General features: G+C 57.7%; 17 protein-coding genes. 5 read left to right on the top strand and 12 right to left on the bottom strand.

Features of this window, described 5'->3' with window-relative positions; genetic code table 11:
- Positions 1-8: 8 nt before the first annotated feature.
- From prpC to QPL98_RS01970, 7 genes are all read right to left on the bottom strand, one after another.
- Entirely contained in the window at positions 9-1,142 is a 1,134-nt protein-coding gene (gene prpC / locus QPL98_RS02000; RefSeq protein WP_011785148.1) for a 2-methylcitrate synthase, read from the bottom strand.
- Positions 1,143-1,189: 47 nt separating this feature from the next.
- Entirely contained in the window at positions 1,190-2,077 is an 888-nt protein-coding gene (gene prpB / locus QPL98_RS01995; RefSeq protein WP_011785149.1) for a methylisocitrate lyase, read from the bottom strand.
- Between the two features lie 17 nt (positions 2,078-2,094).
- Positions 2,095-2,775 (bottom strand): GntR family transcriptional regulator, encoded by a 681-nt coding sequence (locus QPL98_RS01990; RefSeq protein WP_011785150.1) that lies wholly within the window; start codon positions 2,773-2,775, stop codon positions 2,095-2,097.
- A gap of 92 nt (positions 2,776-2,867) precedes the next feature.
- Positions 2,868-4,973, bottom strand: coding sequence for a glucans biosynthesis glucosyltransferase MdoH (gene mdoH / locus QPL98_RS01985; protein ID WP_303292523.1), 2,106 nt, complete (start codon positions 4,971-4,973; stop codon positions 2,868-2,870).
- Positions 4,966-5,223, bottom strand: coding sequence for a hypothetical protein (locus tag QPL98_RS01980; protein ID WP_022991112.1), 258 nt, complete (start codon positions 5,221-5,223; stop codon positions 4,966-4,968). Before QPL98_RS01980 ends, mdoH begins: the two co-directional genes overlap by 8 nt.
- A 14-nt stretch (positions 5,224-5,237) precedes the next feature.
- Positions 5,238-6,776: a glucan biosynthesis protein G gene (locus QPL98_RS01975; protein WP_303292522.1), complete on the bottom strand. Its 1,539-nt coding sequence runs from the start codon at positions 6,774-6,776 to the stop codon at positions 5,238-5,240.
- Positions 6,777-6,896: 120 nt separating this feature from the next.
- Positions 6,897-8,027 (bottom strand): ShlB/FhaC/HecB family hemolysin secretion/activation protein, encoded by a 1,131-nt coding sequence (locus QPL98_RS01970; RefSeq protein ID WP_303292521.1) that lies wholly within the window; start codon positions 8,025-8,027, stop codon positions 6,897-6,899.
- A gap of 394 nt (positions 8,028-8,421) precedes the next feature.
- Here QPL98_RS01970 and galU point away from each other — a divergent pair, with 394 nt between their 5' ends.
- On the top strand, positions 8,422-9,258 hold the full coding sequence (gene galU / locus QPL98_RS01965) for a UTP--glucose-1-phosphate uridylyltransferase GalU (RefSeq protein ID WP_206851827.1): 837 nt from the start codon (positions 8,422-8,424) through the stop codon (positions 9,256-9,258).
- 16 nt (positions 9,259-9,274) lie between these two features.
- Here galU and QPL98_RS01960 read toward each other — a convergent pair whose 3' ends face one another.
- Entirely contained in the window at positions 9,275-9,691 is a 417-nt protein-coding gene (locus QPL98_RS01960) for a helix-turn-helix domain-containing protein (RefSeq protein ID WP_303292520.1), read from the bottom strand.
- Positions 9,692-9,810: 119 nt separating this feature from the next.
- On the opposite strand from QPL98_RS01960, the gene QPL98_RS01955 reads away from it, so the two are divergent.
- Complete coding sequence (locus QPL98_RS01955; protein WP_303292519.1) at positions 9,811-10,677, top strand: RibD family protein; 867 nt, start codon at positions 9,811-9,813, stop codon at positions 10,675-10,677.
- On the opposite strand, the gene QPL98_RS01950 is transcribed toward QPL98_RS01955, so the two are convergent.
- The 4 genes from QPL98_RS01950 to QPL98_RS01935 are packed head-to-tail and all read right to left on the bottom strand — an operon-like array spanning position 10,678 to position 14,930.
- A complete protein-coding gene (locus tag QPL98_RS01950) occupies positions 10,678-11,649 on the bottom strand; it encodes a lysylphosphatidylglycerol synthase transmembrane domain-containing protein (RefSeq protein ID WP_303292518.1) in 972 nt (323 codons plus the stop codon).
- Positions 11,631-13,550 carry a glycosyltransferase family 4 protein gene (locus QPL98_RS01945; RefSeq protein WP_303292517.1) on the bottom strand — a complete coding sequence of 640 codons (1,920 nt, stop codon included), beginning with the start codon at positions 13,548-13,550 and terminating at the stop codon, positions 11,631-11,633. Before QPL98_RS01945 ends, QPL98_RS01950 begins: the two co-directional genes overlap by 19 nt.
- Positions 13,537-13,935 (bottom strand): 6-carboxytetrahydropterin synthase, encoded by a 399-nt coding sequence (locus QPL98_RS01940; RefSeq protein ID WP_303292516.1) that lies wholly within the window; start codon positions 13,933-13,935, stop codon positions 13,537-13,539. Before QPL98_RS01940 ends, QPL98_RS01945 begins: the two co-directional genes overlap by 14 nt.
- 14 nt (positions 13,936-13,949) lie before the next feature.
- Positions 13,950-14,930 carry a zinc-binding alcohol dehydrogenase gene (locus QPL98_RS01935; protein ID WP_303292515.1) on the bottom strand — a complete coding sequence of 327 codons (981 nt, stop codon included), beginning with the start codon at positions 14,928-14,930 and terminating at the stop codon, positions 13,950-13,952.
- Between the two features lie 111 nt (positions 14,931-15,041).
- Between QPL98_RS01935 and QPL98_RS01930 the strand changes: the two genes are divergently transcribed.
- The 3 genes from QPL98_RS01930 (at position 15,042) to QPL98_RS01920 (ending at position 17,574) form a co-directional block, all read left to right on the top strand.
- Entirely contained in the window at positions 15,042-15,797 is a 756-nt protein-coding gene (locus QPL98_RS01930; protein ID WP_303292514.1) for a CDP-alcohol phosphatidyltransferase family protein, read from the top strand.
- Positions 15,778-16,380, top strand: a complete 603-nt coding sequence (locus QPL98_RS01925; protein WP_303292513.1) for a YceI family protein — start codon at positions 15,778-15,780, stop codon at positions 16,378-16,380. Before QPL98_RS01930 ends, QPL98_RS01925 begins: the two co-directional genes overlap by 20 nt.
- Positions 16,381-16,509: 129 nt before the next feature.
- Positions 16,510-17,574 carry a hypothetical protein gene (locus tag QPL98_RS01920; protein ID WP_303292512.1) on the top strand — a complete coding sequence of 355 codons (1,065 nt, stop codon included), beginning with the start codon at positions 16,510-16,512 and terminating at the stop codon, positions 17,572-17,574.
- Positions 17,575-17,580 lie beyond the last annotated feature (6 nt).

The raw sequence follows: 17,580 nt of genomic DNA, 5'->3' as shown, positions 1-17,580 counted from the left end.
AGTCTCTCTCAGCTCCGCTTGTCGATGGGCAACCAGTCCTGATGTTCAGGGCCTGTGTACTCAGCGCTCGGGCGGATAATTCGGTTGTTGGCGCGTTGCTCTTTCACGTGGGCGGTCCAGCCGGATACCCGGGACATCACGAAGATGGGCGTGAACAACTCGGTCGGAATGCCCATGAAGTGATAGGCCGAGGCGTGGAAGAAGTCGGCGTTACAGAACAGCTTCTTCTCGCGCCACATGACTTCCTCACAGCGAACGGAAACCGGGTACAGCACGGTATCGCCCACTTCCTTGGCCAGCTTTTCAGACCACTTTTTGATAATGCCATTGCGCGGGTCGGATTCGCTGTAGATGGCGTGTCCGAAGCCCATGATTTTTTCTTTGCGTTCCAGCATGCCCATCAGGCCGGCTTCGGCCTCTTCCGGGGTCTTGAACTTCTGAATCAGTTCCATCGCCGCTTCGTTGGCGCCGCCGTGCAGCGGGCCGCGCAGGGAGCCGATAGCACCGGTCACGCAGCTGTGGATGTCAGACAACGTGGAGGCGCATACACGTGCCGTGAAGGTGGAGGCGTTGAACTCGTGCTCCGCGTACAGAATCAGGGAGACGTTCATCACCCGCTCATGCAGCTCGCTGGGCTTCTTGCCATGCAGGAGCTCCAGGAACACGCCACCAATGGAATCGCATTCGGTATTGGCGGTATCGATGCGAATGCCTTCGTGGGCAAAGCGGTACCAGTAGGTGATGATGGCCGGGAACACCGCCAGCATGCGGTCGATCTTGTCGTCCTGCTCGCTGAAATCCTGTTCGGTTTCCAGGTTACCGAGCATGGAGCAGCCAGTACGCATCACATCCATCGGATGCGCGTCCTTGGGGATCTGCTCCAGCACCAGCTTCAGCGCTTCCGGCAGGTTACGCAGGCTCTTGAGCTTGGTTTTGTAGGCATCCAGCTCGGCCTGGTTCGGCAGTTTGCCTCGCAGCAGAAGGTAAGCCACTTCTTCGAACTGGGCGTTATCCGCCAGATCGGTAATATCGTATCCGCGGTAGGTCAGGCCGGTACCGGTTTTGCCAACGGTGCACAGGGCGGTTTCACCAGCTACCTGGCCACGCAGGCCAGCGCCACCGAGTTTCTTTGCTTCAGCCATGTTGGTCTCCCAGATTTTCTGTTTATATTTTGTTCAGTTTAACGCAATCAGTCTTTTTTCTGAGCGAACAGCTGGTCCAGCTTCTGCTCGAAGTCGTGGTAGTTGAGGAAATCGTACAGCTCCATACGGGTCTGCATCAGGTCAACCACGTCTTTCTGGTCACCTTTTTCCAGAATATTCTGGTATACCGTCAACGCTGCCTTGTTCATGGCACGGAAGGCGCTCAGCGGGTACAGCACCATCGCCGCGCCGGCATCCGCCAGTTCTTTCCGGTTGTACAGCGGCGTGGCGCCAAATTCGGTGATGTTGGCCAGAATCGGCGCATCGATCGCCTCGGCAAAGGCTTTGTAGTCACTCAGTTCGTGCACGGCTTCCGCAAAGATGCCATCGGCACCGGCTTCGATACAGGCCTTGGCACGATCGATGGCCGCGTCCAGACCTTCCTTCTGAAACGCATCGGTACGGGCCATGATGAAGAAGTCTTTGTCTTCACGAGCGTCAGCTGCGGCTTTAATGCGGTCTACCATTTCCTCTTTGGAAACGATTTCCTTGTTCGGGCGGTGGCCGCAGCGCTTCTGGGCAACCTGGTCTTCAATGTGCACGGCAGCGGCACCGGCACGCTCCATCTCGCGAATGGTCCGGGCAATGTTAAACGCACCGCCCCAGCCAGTATCGATATCGACCAGTAGCGGAACATCAACGGCGGCGGTAATCCGGCGCACATCTTCCACCACATCGTTCATGGTGGTCATGCCCAGATCCGGCAGGCCATAGGAGGCGTTCGCTACACCACCACCAGACAGATAAATGGCCTGGTGCCCTACCCGCTCGGCCATCATGGCCGCGTAGGCGTTGATCGTACCAACAATCTGCAGTGGCTGGTTTTCTTTCAGGGCTTTACGAAAACGGGCGCCCGGGGAGAGTTTGTTAGCCATGGGTTTTTCCTCTCTTATCAGATGGTGAGAACGCCTTCTTCGATTTTCTTCTCGATGTTATGGCGTGCTGCATTAATGTGTCGTTTCATCAGGAATTCGGCGAGTTCGCCATCGCGCTGGGCAATGGCCTCGACGATACGGCGGTGTTCACCCAGCGCCAGATGGGGGCGCCCGGCCGAGGTGCTTAACCGGTAACGGTACATCCGCACCATGTAGTAAAGATCACCCAGAAGCATCTGGGCCAGCTTGGTATTGCGACTGCCGGTGGCAATCCGGTGGTGGAAGTCGTAGTCACCCTCGGCCTGGTAGTAGGCCTGACCCTGGGCTTCCTCAATCATTTTTTCATGACTATCGAGCGTGGCCAGGAGATCACGGATTTCTTCATCGGGCATACGTTCGGCCGCCTGACGGGCTGCCAGCCCCTCCATGACTTCACGAATTCGGTACAACTCAAGAAGTTCTGCGGCACTAACGGACACCACCTTCACACCGGCGTGAGGGCGCCTGACCAGTAATCCACGGGATTCAAGGCGGCCCAACGCTTCACGCAGCGGGCCTCGGGTAAGGTTAAAGCGGGAACAGAGCTCGACTTCGCCGATTTTTTCGCCCGGCGCCAGATCGCCCTTCACAATCGCCGTTTGCAGACAATCAAAGGCCTCATCGGCGCGGGTTTGGGTTTGCAGCTGTGCCTGAATCATGCTTTGTTAACAATCCAGAGGTTATTTAGCGTGAAACTACGCCTGCATTCCCTGATTGTCAACAATTGTGAGTTAGGCTTAAGTATGATTGTTTACAGATCCTGCAAACCTTGCGCGTGCAGTACGAGATTGCGAACGCGTTGCCCCCAGAATGAGTCCGAAGGCGCGCTCCAGGCTCGCCGATGCAGGGCTGTCAGTGCCTGCGGGTCTTCCAGCAAAAGCGAAAGCCGGCCCTTTTCGATTCCCCGGTAGCCTCGGCTGACGCAGGCATCGAGCTCTCCCTCAATGACTTCTTTCTTCAGGCCCTTGGCGCCACGCCCGGCAAGCTGGCGGTGCAGCCGATTGACCGCAGGGATCAGTACCGCCTGCTCAACCGGCGTGAGAGCAACCTCACTCTCTGCTTCCTCTCGAAAGCCCCTTGCATCATCAAGCAACGGCATACGGGTTCGCTCCTCAGGTGTTAACAATAAGCCCCTGCGACTCAGGGACTCACCGCTGCTTGACCGGCTCAGCCAAACCGTTGTTGGCGCTGCCAGTGCCAGAGGGACAGACACGGGTAATGACCATAAAAAGAACATCGGGTCCAGGGTCCAGGCAAAGGCCGACCAGGCACTACCGATGATAAGTCCGGGCAGATGTCGCACAGCAGCCTCCCGCCAACCGGTCTCCTCAGTACGATTCTGGCCTGCCCAACTCAGCCGAACGTTTAACAGGGCCGAAACAACGGAATGACTGTGGGCAAGCATCCGGATGGGGGCAAGCAACACTGAAACGACGATTTCAAGCAACACGCTGCACAACAACCTGAAAAAGCCGCCAAATCCACTCAGAGTCCGATGGGCGACGACATCAACAATGGCCAGAAACTTCGGCAAAAACAACAGCGCCATGGTGCTGACGACCAGGGTGATGGCCCATGTCGGCCGCCATTCTGGCCACAAAGGAAAGGGGCTCTCGCGCCCGTCCGGAAAATAATCGATAGGCGCGATGGTCAGCTGCACAGCAGCAATCGTTGTCAGTACCAGGAACAACAACCATAACGGTGACGATGCGTACGCCATGATGCCATTCAAAAAGGCAAAACGATGTGCCAGGCGCAATCGAGGCGAGAATAGCATCAGCGCTGCGTGCTGCAGGTTCCCTTTCGACCAGCGCTGATCTCGGGCAAGTTCGTCATCAAGCGTGGGCGGAGATTCTTCATAGCTGGCCCCCAAAGCCGGTTCCAGCCAGACTTCATACCCTGCTCTCCCCAGAAACGCCGCCTCTACGAAATCATGGCTCATGATCGGCCCTTGCCAGATACCAGCGCCTTTGAGCTTTGGCAAACCACAATGCGCCATAAATGGAGCAACGCGTATCACAGCGTTGTGGCCCCAGAATGCAGCATCTCCCATCTGGATGGCAGCCAGGCCCGTGGCAAAAAGCGGCGAGTAAAGCCGATTGGCAAACTGTTGAATACGAGCAAACGCAGAGCGAGCGTTAATAATGGTAGGTGCAGTCTGAAGGATACCAACCTGCGGTTCCCGGTTCATCACCTGCACCATGGTCCGAATAGTGTCACCGGCGAGGAGGCTATCGGCATCCAGAACGACCATATACTGATACTGACTTCCCCAGCGCCTCAAGAAATCAGCCACGTTGCCGCTTTTGTAGTTGAGATTAACCCGACGCCGGCGATAGAAGAGCCGACCGTGAGCGCCAAGCTCTTCCACCAGTTTCAACCAGACCTGCTGCTCTTGCAGCCAGACATCAGGATCCTGACTGTCTGAGAGAATATAAAAATCAAAATCATCCAGGCGGCCTGATCGCGCCAGATCGAGGTAAATGGCTTTGAGCCCCTTCAGCGTCCAGCTTACCGGCTCGTGATACAAAGGCATGACAATTGCGGTTTTCGACAGCGGCGTTGCCGCCAGCTCATTCGGCGTATGGCGCTTCAGTAACGATGCCCGATCTCCGCCCAGTAAACGCAGCAGGAAGCCGTATACTGCGATCCAGAAGCCAAAGGCAATCCAAAGGTAAAGCACCGCGAAAACAGCAACAATCAGCCACTCCACCACGTTGCCCCCGTGATAAGGCAGCACCTGGAGCAGAAACCAGGACGCCAGCCCCGTCTGTCCAGCCACAAACGCAGTCAGCACCAGGCGTCGGATCGTCGCCTGCAGGTGCCAGGAGCGGGACGCAGTCGCTGACTCAGTCATCGGTGAAATACCCGATACTGCTGCGGCGAATCGGCGGTGCTACCGGCGGAAGACTTGGCTCATCCAACTCAAAGTAGTCAGGAATGCGGGCCAAAAGGTCCTCAAACCGAACGCTGTGTTCGTTTCCGGCAACGCCGTCCGCGAGTAAGGCCAGTGCGCCATTGAACGTTTTACGGTCGTTACTGGCGCCACTCAATTCAAGGTACACCAACAGCTTTCCCAGCAACTGGTAAGAGGTTTGCGCGTCCATACGATCCTCCAGGATCAGGGTTCTGCCCGCAGGCCTGTCCCCGGCGGCAAGGAATAGCTCCACGTCTCCGTGGCGACCTCATCATCCACCATCAGAAAACCCCGCAGCTGAAGTATCTGATCCGGCGCGGGCTTGGCCAGGATCGACAATCGCCAATGATTCTCTGGCGCTACCCACTCCACAAAGTGTTCAAGCACCTCAACACCCTCGCCCCCGGTCACTTTGCTGACTACGGGAGACTCCGCGTTGAGCTCCGACAAGGGACCGCCGGCAAAATCCACCAGGATCCGATAGGCACCGGCCTGATCACCGCCGCCTATACGATCCCCTGCGCCGACGAAGGTGTTTACCACTTTTCCGCCAGGATGTGGCGCCACGCCGGGACCGCCGAACTGAATCGAGTAGTTCAGATCCCGCGACGTGCCTGCGGACACTTCACCTCCCGGACTCCAGAAAGCGACTACGTTGTCATTGGTCTCGTCGTCGGTAGGAATCTCCACCAGAACCACATTTCCTTTCCCCCAGTCCCCCTCGGCGCTCACCCAGGCGCTGGGCCTGCGCTCATAGCGAGCCTCCAGGTCTTGGTAGTGACGAAACTCCCGATCACGCTGAATCAGACCAAAGCCGCCGACACGACGGACACTATGGAAACTTGCGGCAAGTCGATCCGGGTTCATCAGCGGGCGCCATAGCCACTCGCCGGTAGCATCATCATGGATTAACAATCCGTCCGAATCGTGCACCTGGGGGCGCCACTCACCAAGCGGCCTGGGAGTATGTTCCCCGTAATAGAACATCGAAGTGAGTGGTGCGAGCCCCAGCAACTCGATGTCTTCCCGCATATACAGGCGGGCTTTCACATCTACCCGGGTCTGCTCCCCGGGGTACACCGTGAACTCATAGGCCCCGGTCAGGCTTGGACCATCCAACAATGCGTAGACACGAACATGATCGCTGTCGGGAGCGGGGCGCTCCAACCAGAACTCCGTGAAATCAGGAAACTCCTCACCGGTCGGCAAACCCGTGTCTACAGCGATACCCCGCGCAGACAGCCCGAAAGAGGTTTCCTTACTGACGCCGCGAAAATAGCTTGCGCCCGCGAACACCAGGAACTGATTGGCTACGTCGGGACCATCAAAAGGGAACGTCAACTTGAGTCCGGCATAGCCGAGATCGGCCGGCACCCGTTTTCTGAGCGCCTCGTCGTCGACATTGAACAGACTCTTATCGAACGACAGTGGATGGACGCCCTCGCTGTCCACTACGTGGATGCTTACTGGACGGGTGTAAAATTTACCAGCGGGAATGAGCATTACCTGGAAACGGGAATCCCCTTCTCGCCAGAGGCTTTTTGAAGGATCAAAGCGGATAGACTGGTATTCGTCGTAGCTCAGGCCTGCCATGAAGTCGGGAATTCCAGGGACCGGCTCGTACGCCACACTCGCCTTCGATTTCGCTTTTTCCACAACATCCTGAAACTGGAACGCCTGGGCATAAAGGGGAGCAAACAAGAACAATCCCAGAACCACCAGACCTACTTTCCCTGCGTGCATCGTTTCCTTCCTCGGTTCACGGTTTGTCCATTCAATGTAGCACCGCGCCCGAGGGCTGCTACAAGTGACAAGTTCGTAAGCGAATCGAAATCAAATGAAACAACGTGAGGCAGAGTTGCTTCAGATCTGCAAGCTCATGGTAAAGCGGACATCCGGTTGATCAGGTACGGCTATGGCATCTGTGGTTGTGTTCAGCACCCGCCCCAGGCTGACATCGGCGCTGAACTGCCGCGCAGATAGCCCCCATGAGACCTCTCCCGACGTCACATGCCCCGCCTGATGCTGCTGAAATGACTCATCGGGAATCCAGCCGCGCAGAACAGAAAGGCGGACACTGGACGACAGCCTGGGAAAGAACGGAATGTCGAATTCCGGGCTACGGCTACCCAGGCGCAGCCACCCACCTTCGGCTACGCTAAGTGACTGGCCGTTGAAACCCGCCACCAGTCCAGACCCGGCGACCCTCAGGTGCTGAGAACCCGGAATATCGGCAGACGCCAACTGGTATTCCCCGTCCAGCCCCCATTGCCAGGCCAGTAACTCTCGGTCAAGCGATGCACTGAGAACCATGCGCCCAAACTGCTCTTCACGCCGTCCCTGTTCCGAATCGGTTGCACGCTCTATCTCGGCCTCAATACCCGTGACCGCACGAATTCCGCTGCTCAGGTCGAAACCACCGTACAGATTGTGATGTCCGTTAGCCTCGAACCCCAGGGTCGATAACTGGTAACTGGAACGATGCACTTCATCCGTTCTTCGGGTCCAGTACTGGTTTACGGAAGAGTATCCGGCACGGCCGAGGAACTGATAGCCGAACGTAGAGAACAGGGCCCGCCTGCCGGTGATAGTGAGATCCCGGGTGCGTCCTTCTTTCTGAAAACGGGAACCGTCTGCCCTGGACACCTCTTCATAAGCGGTATTCCGGAGTTCAATATCCAGATGGTTACGCCCTACCGGAAGGCCATAACTGAAGCCGAGTACTCGGCGCTCATTGCCCACCCGATAGGTCTTGGCGTCACTGTAGCGCACGCCGGCACGATGATTCGCCCAGAAAAGACCATTCAGGCCCACGTTCAGCGCCCCATCCCGATGATCGGTGTCCCGGTTGGTGCGCCCGGAAAACTTCATCTTGGAGCGCAGCCAGTGTTCACGGGTCAGCTTCAGACTGTTCTCGGGAAGCAACGCCTGCCGGCTGGTTTCAGGGGTATCACCATCGAGCGCCGTCTCTGAACCGTAGGCTGGCAGACACAAGCTCGCTGTCGCGCACAAAAATAGTGCAGACAATGAGAAGTGACGAACAGGCAGTTTGAAGATCAATGGCGGCACTCTGAAAAACCCGAAGCATTGTCAATTTCATGTAAACCCATTAATTCGGTGCAACTTTAAAAGATAGGCCGCTCTCAGGCCACCATTATCATCATAAATTTACAAATTTAATGTTACCTAAAATCATGTAGTTAAAAGCGGGACTGAAACAATTTTCTAGGAATTTCAGTCATCCCGGACAGATCGGAACCAGTCGACAGAATTACCAGAAATCAACACTCGGAAATGAAACCCTCCAACTCGGCATACAACTTGGTTACACTTGGCACGCTTTGTGGGTAAACAAAGCGGTAAACCACCTGATTAAGGACGAACAATCATGATCAAAAAGTGCCTCTTCCCGGTTGCCGGATACGGCACCCGTTTCCTTCCGGCCACCAAGGCCATGCCTAAGGAAATTCTGCCGATCGTTAACAAGCCACTGGTGCAGTACGGGGTGGAGGAAGCCGCAGATGCCGGCATTCATGAATTCGGCTTTGTCACCGGCCGCGGCAAACGCGCCATCGAAGATCATTTTGATATCAGTTACGAGCTCGAGCACCAGATTGCCGGTACCGGCAAGGAAGGCCTGCTAACCTCCATCCGGGATCTGATCAACAACAACTCTTTTGCCTTTACCCGTCAGAATGAAATGAAGGGGCTGGGCCACGCCATCCTGACTGGCCGCAACCTGGTGGGCGACAACCCGTTCGCGGTTGTGCTCGCGGATGACTTCTGCGTGGGCCCGGAAGATGGTGACGGCGTTCTGACCCAGATGGTCAAACTGTATAACCAGTTCCGCTGCTCCATTGTGGCCATCGAAGAAGTACCGGAAGACGAAACCCACAAGTACGGTGTGATTGCGGGTGAATCCATGAAGGATGGCCTTTACCGTATTACCGACATGGTGGAGAAACCGGCACCGGAAGACGCGCCCAGCAACCTGGCGATTATCGGCCGCTACATTCTGACCCCGGACATTTTCGACATTATCGAGCGTACACCGCCGGGTAAGAATGGTGAGGTTCAGATTACCGATGCCCTGCTGGAGCAGGCGAAGAATGGTTGCGTGCTGGCCTACCAGTTCAAAGGTCAGCGTTTTGACTGCGGCAGCATTGACGGTTTCGTGGATGCCACCAACTTCGTTTACGAGAACATCTACAAGAAGGGAAAATAGAGGCGACCAGGGCCCTTTAGCGCCCCAATAGCTGCAACACCATGCGCCGGTTATCTGCACTTGCCTTGCGGAACCGGCGCAGCAGCTCGGTTTCGTCATCACTGAGCTGGATTCGATTGATCTCCTGCTCAAGCTCTTTCAGCGCCACTGACAGATCATCACTGTTGCTGAACGCCAGCCCCGGCAGTTCCAGTTGCCCATCTTCACCGTCATCGTCCATATCCAGCAGACGTTCCAGCGGTGTTTCGGTTTTCAGGCAAAAATCCAGCAATTCACTAACCCCGGGGTACGCTCTCTGGCGTGCGTCCGTCGCCTCCCAGCTGCGGACACGGGCCTCGTCCACGCCACACATTTCGGCCACATCCCCCAGGGACAACTGGCCCTGCTCCCGAATACGACGCAGACGACGGTTAAAAGATTGCAGGTACCGCATGGCTCCGTGCCCCTGAAAAGTTGGCCGAAAAAAGTGAATCAAACCGGAAATGTATCGTACATATAGCTTTGGACACAATCTGCCTATACTGAAACGAACAACGAACGAGCAGGTACCACATGGCAAATGACGCACTGGACACCGATAACGCCTGGGATCTGGTACTCAGCGCGATCAACCGGAGCAATATCACCCTGCCCGTGCCCGGTACTGATCAACCCGCGGTGAAGATCAACGGCAAAAGCTGGGAACTCGTTCAGCCGGCATCCGAACAGGCGAGAAACCTGTTGTCGTTGTTCCTGCCCCTGTGCCAGCCCGTCACCAATAACAGCCGGGTGATCGGCCAACTTGGCCAGAGCCTGGATGGACGGATCGCCACGGTCACCGGCTGCTCCCGGTTTATCAATGGTGACGACGGCATTACCCACCTGCACCGAATCCGCGCCCTGTGTGACGCAGTGGTGGTCGGCGCTGGAACGGCCAGCACCGACAATCCGCGCCTGACCGTGCGCCGAACCTCTGGCCGCAACCCGGCGCGCGTCGTGATCGACCGCCGGCAGCGGGTGCCTGCCAGCCACCACCTGTTCACCGACGGCGATGCGCCTACGCTGCATCTGATTGCCGGCGATTATCAGCCAGGCCCGAAAACGCTGGATCCGACCGGGGTTACAACAGTGCCTTGCCTGGGCTCCGCAGAAAACGAAGCCCCTGCTTCTCCCGAACGTATCCTGCAGGTGTTACAGGATTTTGGACTTCGCAAGATTTTTATCGAGGGCGGTGGCGTTACCGTCTCGTCCTTCCTGAAGGCGGGATTACTGGACCGCTTACACGTGATGGTTGCCCCCATGATCATCGGCAGCGGCCGGCCTGCATTCTCCCTGCCGGAGATTGACCAGCTGGATGAGGCGCTTCGCCCAAAAGCCCAGTTGGTGAATCTTGGCAGCGATATGCTTTTTGATCTGGCATTCGACACCGCCAAACCCTGATTACCGGCGGACAAGCAGCGCCAGCGCGCCCGGCAAACTCACCAGAAACACCGCCGCACCATAACCAACACTCAGCGCCACGCCCTGCTCTGCCGGCAGCCCCGCCAACGGCCACAGAATAGCCGCTACGCCCTCTCTGACGCCCCAACCAGACACCGTTAACGGGACCACCATGGCCAGTAACAGTAGCGGGCACAGGGCCACGACCAACAGCCAGGGTGTGCCGTCGGCAAACAAGCCCATGCCCGTGGCCATCAACATGAACACCGCCATGTAGGTCAGGAAAACCAGAAACGAGGTACCAACCTGCACCAGGGCATTCCGCCAACCCAGAAAAGCCCGACGCACATCCCCGCGTAATCGTCGGACATAACGCCTGAACCGGGCCCCGAACCCAGTCATAGAGACCAGCAACACCCCGAGCACGGTCAACGCGGGCAGAACCAGCCAATAGCCCAGGTTCAGGGATACGCCTGCGTCACCGAACTGGCTATTTAACTGCCCGGTCCACCAAAGCCCGGACACCGCAATCAGTACAACCGGTACCAGCACCAACTGGCCTGACAGGCGCTCCAGCACAACCGCATGGACAATCGCCAGTTGCTGCAAACGCTTCGCCGAACGGCTGTGGCGCCAGGCTCGATTTACGTCCCCCATCACGCCCCCGGGAAGCACCTGATTCAGAAACCCGGCCAGGTAATACTCCCGAAAGGCAAAGCCAAAATCCATGGCTACACCGAGCCGGTTCGCGGTATACCGCCAGCGCCAGGCCGACAGTGCGATCTGAATCAGCGAGACCACCAATACCGCAAGGATGATCGTCGGCGAAACCATCGCCAGTCTCTGGGCGAGCCTATCGATGTCGACGAAAACAAGGACAATCCCCAGGAGCAGCAGGGTGACACACCAGCGAAACACTCCTCGGCCAAAGCCGGGGACCGGCCTCTCCGGGTTCAGGCCTGCTTCGGCCATGCCAGCAGATCCGAATGGCTCACGGTGATGGCGAGGGCGTCGGCATCCAGCTGTTGCCGCCGGGTTTCAAGCCAGGATTGGATGGCGTTCGCCTGTTCCGGCTGCTGTTCTGTGGCCGCCTCCGCCCAGCCCTCAAGCAACATGGCGGCGAGGTTTGCCTGTTCACCCGTCAATACCCAAGGGCTATCTGCCGTCTGGATTTCGTAGCCCTTGCCGGACATTAAACGGCTCAAACAGGCCGTGGCGTCCGGGCCAAGCGCAGCGCCACTGCCCTTCTCCCGATGTTGATGGGCATTGACCAGAGCGCGCAGTTTGTCATCGAAGGGATGAGCAGGTTCCAGAGTAAAAAATCCGCTGTAAGTGATGACGACCAACAATGCCGCCTGACGTTTGGCCACCGCTGCAGACAAGGCGCTCAACCAGGGTTCGGAAACCAGGTCGATCAAGGCCGAGGACGTCACCAGGTCCGCGTTTTCGGGCAACGCCGTACTGAGGTTATCTTTCGTCAAGACCATTGTTTCCAGCACAGCCGGTGCATCCAGTTTTTCAACCCGCTGAAGGGCGATCCCGGCCAGGGTTTGGTCCGGCTCAACCAGCGTCCAACGCTGGGGTACCGGTAGTCTCGGGCAAAGGTAGACGGGATTGGAGCCTCGCCCGGTGCCCAGATCCACAAAGTGAAGAGGCGCGCCCGGTTCACTACCTGACGCCCGGCAGTCATATCGTTCGGTCAGCCATTCGAAGAGCCGGGCCGTCAGCCCATCATCACGGGCCTGGTGATCGGCGGGCTCCCTTGCTTCCAGCCAATCCGCGGCAAATTGAACCGGATTACGCGGCCTGCCCTTTTCCAGCCCGGCAATGAAATCTTGCGCGGTTTCAGACCAGCGACGGATCTCGCACCGGGCCTGAATAGCGCCAGCGACCAGCGCTTCAACGGCATCCGGTTCCGCAATCAGCCGGGTCAATCTGGTGGCCAGAGCCGCTACATTGCCCGCTTCATACAACTCAACCCCTGGTTTGGCGCCAGTCAAAGCCAGCGCGCCACCGTCGGAACTCAACACCGGCAGACCGGCTGCGAGGGCCTCATCGATTACCATGCCATAGCCCTCGTAAAGCGAGGGAAACACAAACAGATCGGCTTGCTGATAAGCCTTCAGCACATCTGCTTCTCCCAACTCGCCAGCAAACTCAACGCGGCTTTCCAGCCCGGATTCACGGACCAGGGCACGAACCCCCGAGGCATAATCCGTGGCTCGCCCGGCACTGCCAACCAGCCTCAAGCGCCAGTCCAGATGTGTGAGTTGAGCAAGCGCCTGAATCAACTGATGCTGCGCTTTTCGTGGCGACAGATGACCGACACACAACAGGTGAATCGCCCTGGTGGCATCACGCCGGCCAATCCGGGGCGACTGCTGAAAAAAAGCATCGTCGACAGCGGGCAAGGCAGTGGTCACCCGCGCCGGCGTCACTCCGAATGCCTGCAGCCGTTCCGCCGTGTAATGACTGGTGGTAAAAACGGCGCCGACACAGGCCAATGCCGTCGTTTCCGAATGCTTGAACCAGGCCTGTTCCTGCTCACTCAGGCCGTTCTCATCCGCCAGCGGGTGATGTACCAGCGCCATCAGGTTCAACCGGCTCTGGTGCCGCTGTAAAACCTCAGGCAGGCCGCCCATGGCCAGGCCATCCAGCACGACCCGGGTTCCGTCCGGCAAGCCCGCAAGGAACCGATCCAGCGACTGCCGGGCAAAGTCATCCGGTTTGGGAAACGCTCCCTCCAGCCCGGCCAGCTTTACCGGAATGCCCGCCTTGACCAACACCTCGACCAGGCGCCGAACATAACGGTAACCGCCGGTGTTCTGGCCGGGGTCTCCCGGCACCACGAACCAGAGTTCAGATGCCGGCATGGTAGCTGGCCCACGCGATGTGCGACTCGCTGAGGGTCACTTTCAAGCTGACCACGCCTTTACCGTCCTCACCCAGACGCCCGGCGTGAATGGCCGCTGCCATGCGGTCGAACACCACCTTGGCCATGAACTCTGTGGTGGTGTTTCGTCCCGAAAACTGGGGAATATCATCCAGGTTCTTCATGTTGAATTCCGACAACACGTCCTTGAGCAACGCCGAAGCCTGCCCGATGTCGACAATCAGGTCGTTGTTGTCGAGTACGTGGCGCTCGAAAGTAACATCCACCACATAGGTTGCCCCGTGAACGCGCTGGGCAGGCCCGAAGATCTCACCGTTAAAGCTGTGGGCGATCATCATGTGATCTCGAACGGTCAGGCTGAACATAGTCTCTCCCTGAGTTAGTAAACAATTCGGTGGCAGAGCGCATCGGCGCCCGGCATCAGAATATTTCCGGCGACTTGCGGAAGCTGTTCAAAGCGTGACTCTCCGCTGATCAACGCATCCAGAGCCGGCTCTGACAGCATGGAAAGCGCCAGCTCCAGGCGGCGGCGGTGGTTCCAGCGCGGTCTGCGCTCCGGCGATAGCTGGCCCACCTGGCTTGATTTCAGGGTCAGCCGGTTCGGGTGAAACGCGTGGCCCAGCGGCACGTAAACAGGCGTGTCTCCATACCAGCTCAATTCAAGCACCCGGGCATCCGGCCCCGCCAGCGACAAGGCTTTGGCCAACCCCGAGGGGTGCCCGGAAGCATGAAATACCAGGTCACAGTTCTGGATGTCCGGCTCGGTAGTGAAACGTACTCCAAGGGCTTGAGCCACCGATCTTCGCCCTTCATTGGTATCAACTCCGATCAATTCCACGCCGGGAATGCGATTGACCAGCCAGGCCACCAACAAGCCCACCACGCCAAGACCAATCACCGCGACCCGGTCACCAACCGCAGGCTGCCCATCCCAGACGCCGTTGATGGCGGTCTCCATGTTGGCCGCCAGCACTGCTCGCTCGGCTGGAACCTTGGCTGGCAAAGGCAGAACCGCGGATGCTGGCACCGTGTATCGCTGCTGGTGAGGATAAAGGCAGAATACGTTCTGCCCCAGCAGGGCTTCCGGCCCGTCCACAACCTCTCCTACACTGGCATAGCCGTATTTCACCGGAAACGGAAATTCGCCTTCCTGAAACGGTGCCCGCATTCTCTGGTATTCGTTTTGAGGAACCTGGTTGTTATAGACGAGGGATTCCGTCCCCCGGCTAATGCCGGAATAGTGGGAACGAACGATCACATACGGTGTTTCAGAAGCGGGAAATGTCGGTTCGGGTACTGGCCGTAATTCGGCCTCCTGATACCCGGTAATCCAAAAGGCAGTGTTGTTATCAACGTCCATGAATAGTCCATTTGATGAATGGCCGCGTACGCAAAAACAGTCTCTCCAAACTATAGTCATAGAACGGGAGCTTGCTAACGCCACTCACAGGCTATACGGACGCAATGGCGTATGGATTCCACCAGCACCTCAATGAAAGGAAGTTTCAGCCCCATCAGTGATCTGATCCTGGGAATGCTGGGCCTGGCTGGCGTTTCGTTTTTTCTGGCCAAAGCCTTTGATCTGCCACCCAGCTTCTGGTTAATCACCTTTGCGTTCTATCTCGGGCAAAGTGTACTTATCCTCCGGCACTGGCGGTGGCAGACCGACTTCGGCTGGGCCAACCGCGCCACGCTGCTGCGCTCGGTTCTGGTGCTGGCGCTGGTTGGCTGGGCTCCGTTCCTCGGTGACCACTCCTCTTCAGCAACCTCAACCGAGCTCTGGAGCTATGCGGTTATCAGCCTGATCGCCCTGTTGCTGGACGGTGTCGACGGTAAAATTGCCCGGGCCACAGGAAGCCATAGTGCCTTCGGTGCCCGTTTCGATATGGAGCTGGACGCACTCTTTATCCTCGGGCTGTGCGTTGCCACACTGGCTCTGGAGAAAGCCGGTAGCTGGGTACTTGCCCTGGGGCTGATGCGCTATCTGTTCGTATTGGCCAGTTGGCCGCTGCCCTGGCTGAATAACCCGCTGCCAGACAGCTTCCGACGGAAGACCATCTGTGTCTGGCAGGTGGTCACACTGATGGTCGCCGTTGTGCCCATTACCCCTGCATTGTTCGCCAGCCTGACGCTCGGGCTCGCTCTGGCATTGCTTGCCTGGTCCTTTTATCTGGACGTGCGCTGGCTCTACCAAAGGAGACAAAATCATGAAACTTTCATTTCCTGAAGCTCTGACAACCTCAATCCTGCTGGCCACCGCTACCAGTGTGTCTGCAGAGCCGGCTAAGTTCGAAGTGGACGAAGAGCACTTTTCCATGAGCTTCGAAATCATGCATATCGGTTATGCCCCGGTGATAGGCATGTTCCGGGATATTGAAGGCCAGTTTGAATACAACGAAGAAACCGGAGAACTGAATTCCGGAAAGCTGGTTTTCAAAGCCAGCAGTGTCTTTACCAACCACGATAAACGGGACGACCACCTCCGCAAGCCCGATTTTCTGGACGCCAGCAAATACCCGGAGATTACCTTTGTGGTGAGTGATTTTGAAAAAACCGGGGACAATACCGGCATAGTGACCGGTGACCTGACCTTGCTGGGACAGACCCGGCCGGTCGACGTGAACGTCACCCTCAACAAAGCGGCGGAGTATCCCATCGGCCATGAGGACTACACCCTGGGCATCAGCGCAGAGGCTGTCATCAACCGCAGCGATTGGGGCATGACCTACGGCCTGGAAAACGGGCTGGTGGGAGACGAAGTGCGGCTGCGCTTCGGCTTTGAGGCCATCAAAGACAGTGGCTGGTTCTGAGTTTGAGAACCGTCTCGCAAAACGACATAAAACCTCTGCTATTCCGGCCTAATTTTTTGCCGTTTAAGACAATCCGACCCTATGGTTAAAAGTTAACCAAGCCTTCAATAACAATAACGGGGTCTGACAATGCCGTACCGGGCATTAAGCATAAGCCTGGCCATCACCGCCGGTGTGGCCGGTGCCGTGTGGCTGCTCTCGGCCGAGAACGAGGGCAGCTTCCGGGGCCTTCAGCAAGACACCACCACTTCCGTTCCGGAAACGGTTTCCAACCAGGAGTCGGCCGCCCAGGCCACACCTGCGGGGCCTGTTTCCGAACCACCCTCCGATAACGCACTGGGATTCATGCTGGCAAGTGTCGCAGACGAATACCAACAGACCATTCGGTACCCGGATTATTCGGTACCGCTGACCAAAGCTCAGGCAGAGGCTTACCAAGGCAACCGCTACCACCCGGTCGTGCTCCCGCTCGAGGGTGATAGCCGCTTTGTGGTGACGCTGGACAAATTCCGCTTCAGCCAGGGTGAGCCGATTCTGGTGGTGGCGTCACTGAATGGTCGTCAGGTGTTCGGCCAGTCTCTGTCCGCCACTCTGGAGACGGCCGGAGAGCGGGGCCGGGTAGCCTCTGCCGAGCTGGAGAATGCAGACCCCGGTTATTACCAGGGCACCGTCAGTTCCGATCATCCCCCCGGCGAGTACCGGTTGATTGTGGAGGCCCGGGTAGACGGCAAGCCCGTTCGACATGTGTCTTCACTGACCATCGAACCCGATCTGGGCAGCTTCGAGGGTCTGGAAACCGCCTATGTGTCTGGGAACGACCTGGTCATCCCTGTGCGCTTCGATCCGGAACAATCCGGCTATTACGCCCTCTCTGCCCAGCTCTACAGTGGGGAAACCCCGCTGGCCCAATTGCAACAGGAAACGTCTCTGGGCAGCAGCTCGGCCGTCATTCGCCTGAAAGCCCATGGCAGCGTGTTAGCCAATCGCGACATTCAGGGGCCCCTGCAACTACGGCATTTGCAGATACGCCGTTTACCCGCCACCCCGGGCGACCGGACCGATTACGCCTTCGGCCCCGAGGAAGGCTATGAATTTTCACCGCCGGATCTGGACGGCCTCCGAGACCAGCCGGCGATGAATCCCGAATCAGAGCAACGGGCCGCCCTGCTCCGGCAGCTGGCGGACAAGTTCTGATAACAC

The sequence above is a fragment of the Marinobacter sp. ST-43 genome, assembly GCF_030541085.1.
Classification (GTDB): domain Bacteria; phylum Pseudomonadota; class Gammaproteobacteria; order Pseudomonadales; family Oleiphilaceae; genus Marinobacter; species Marinobacter nauticus.
This window is presented reverse-complemented; position numbering and strand designations above follow the sequence as displayed.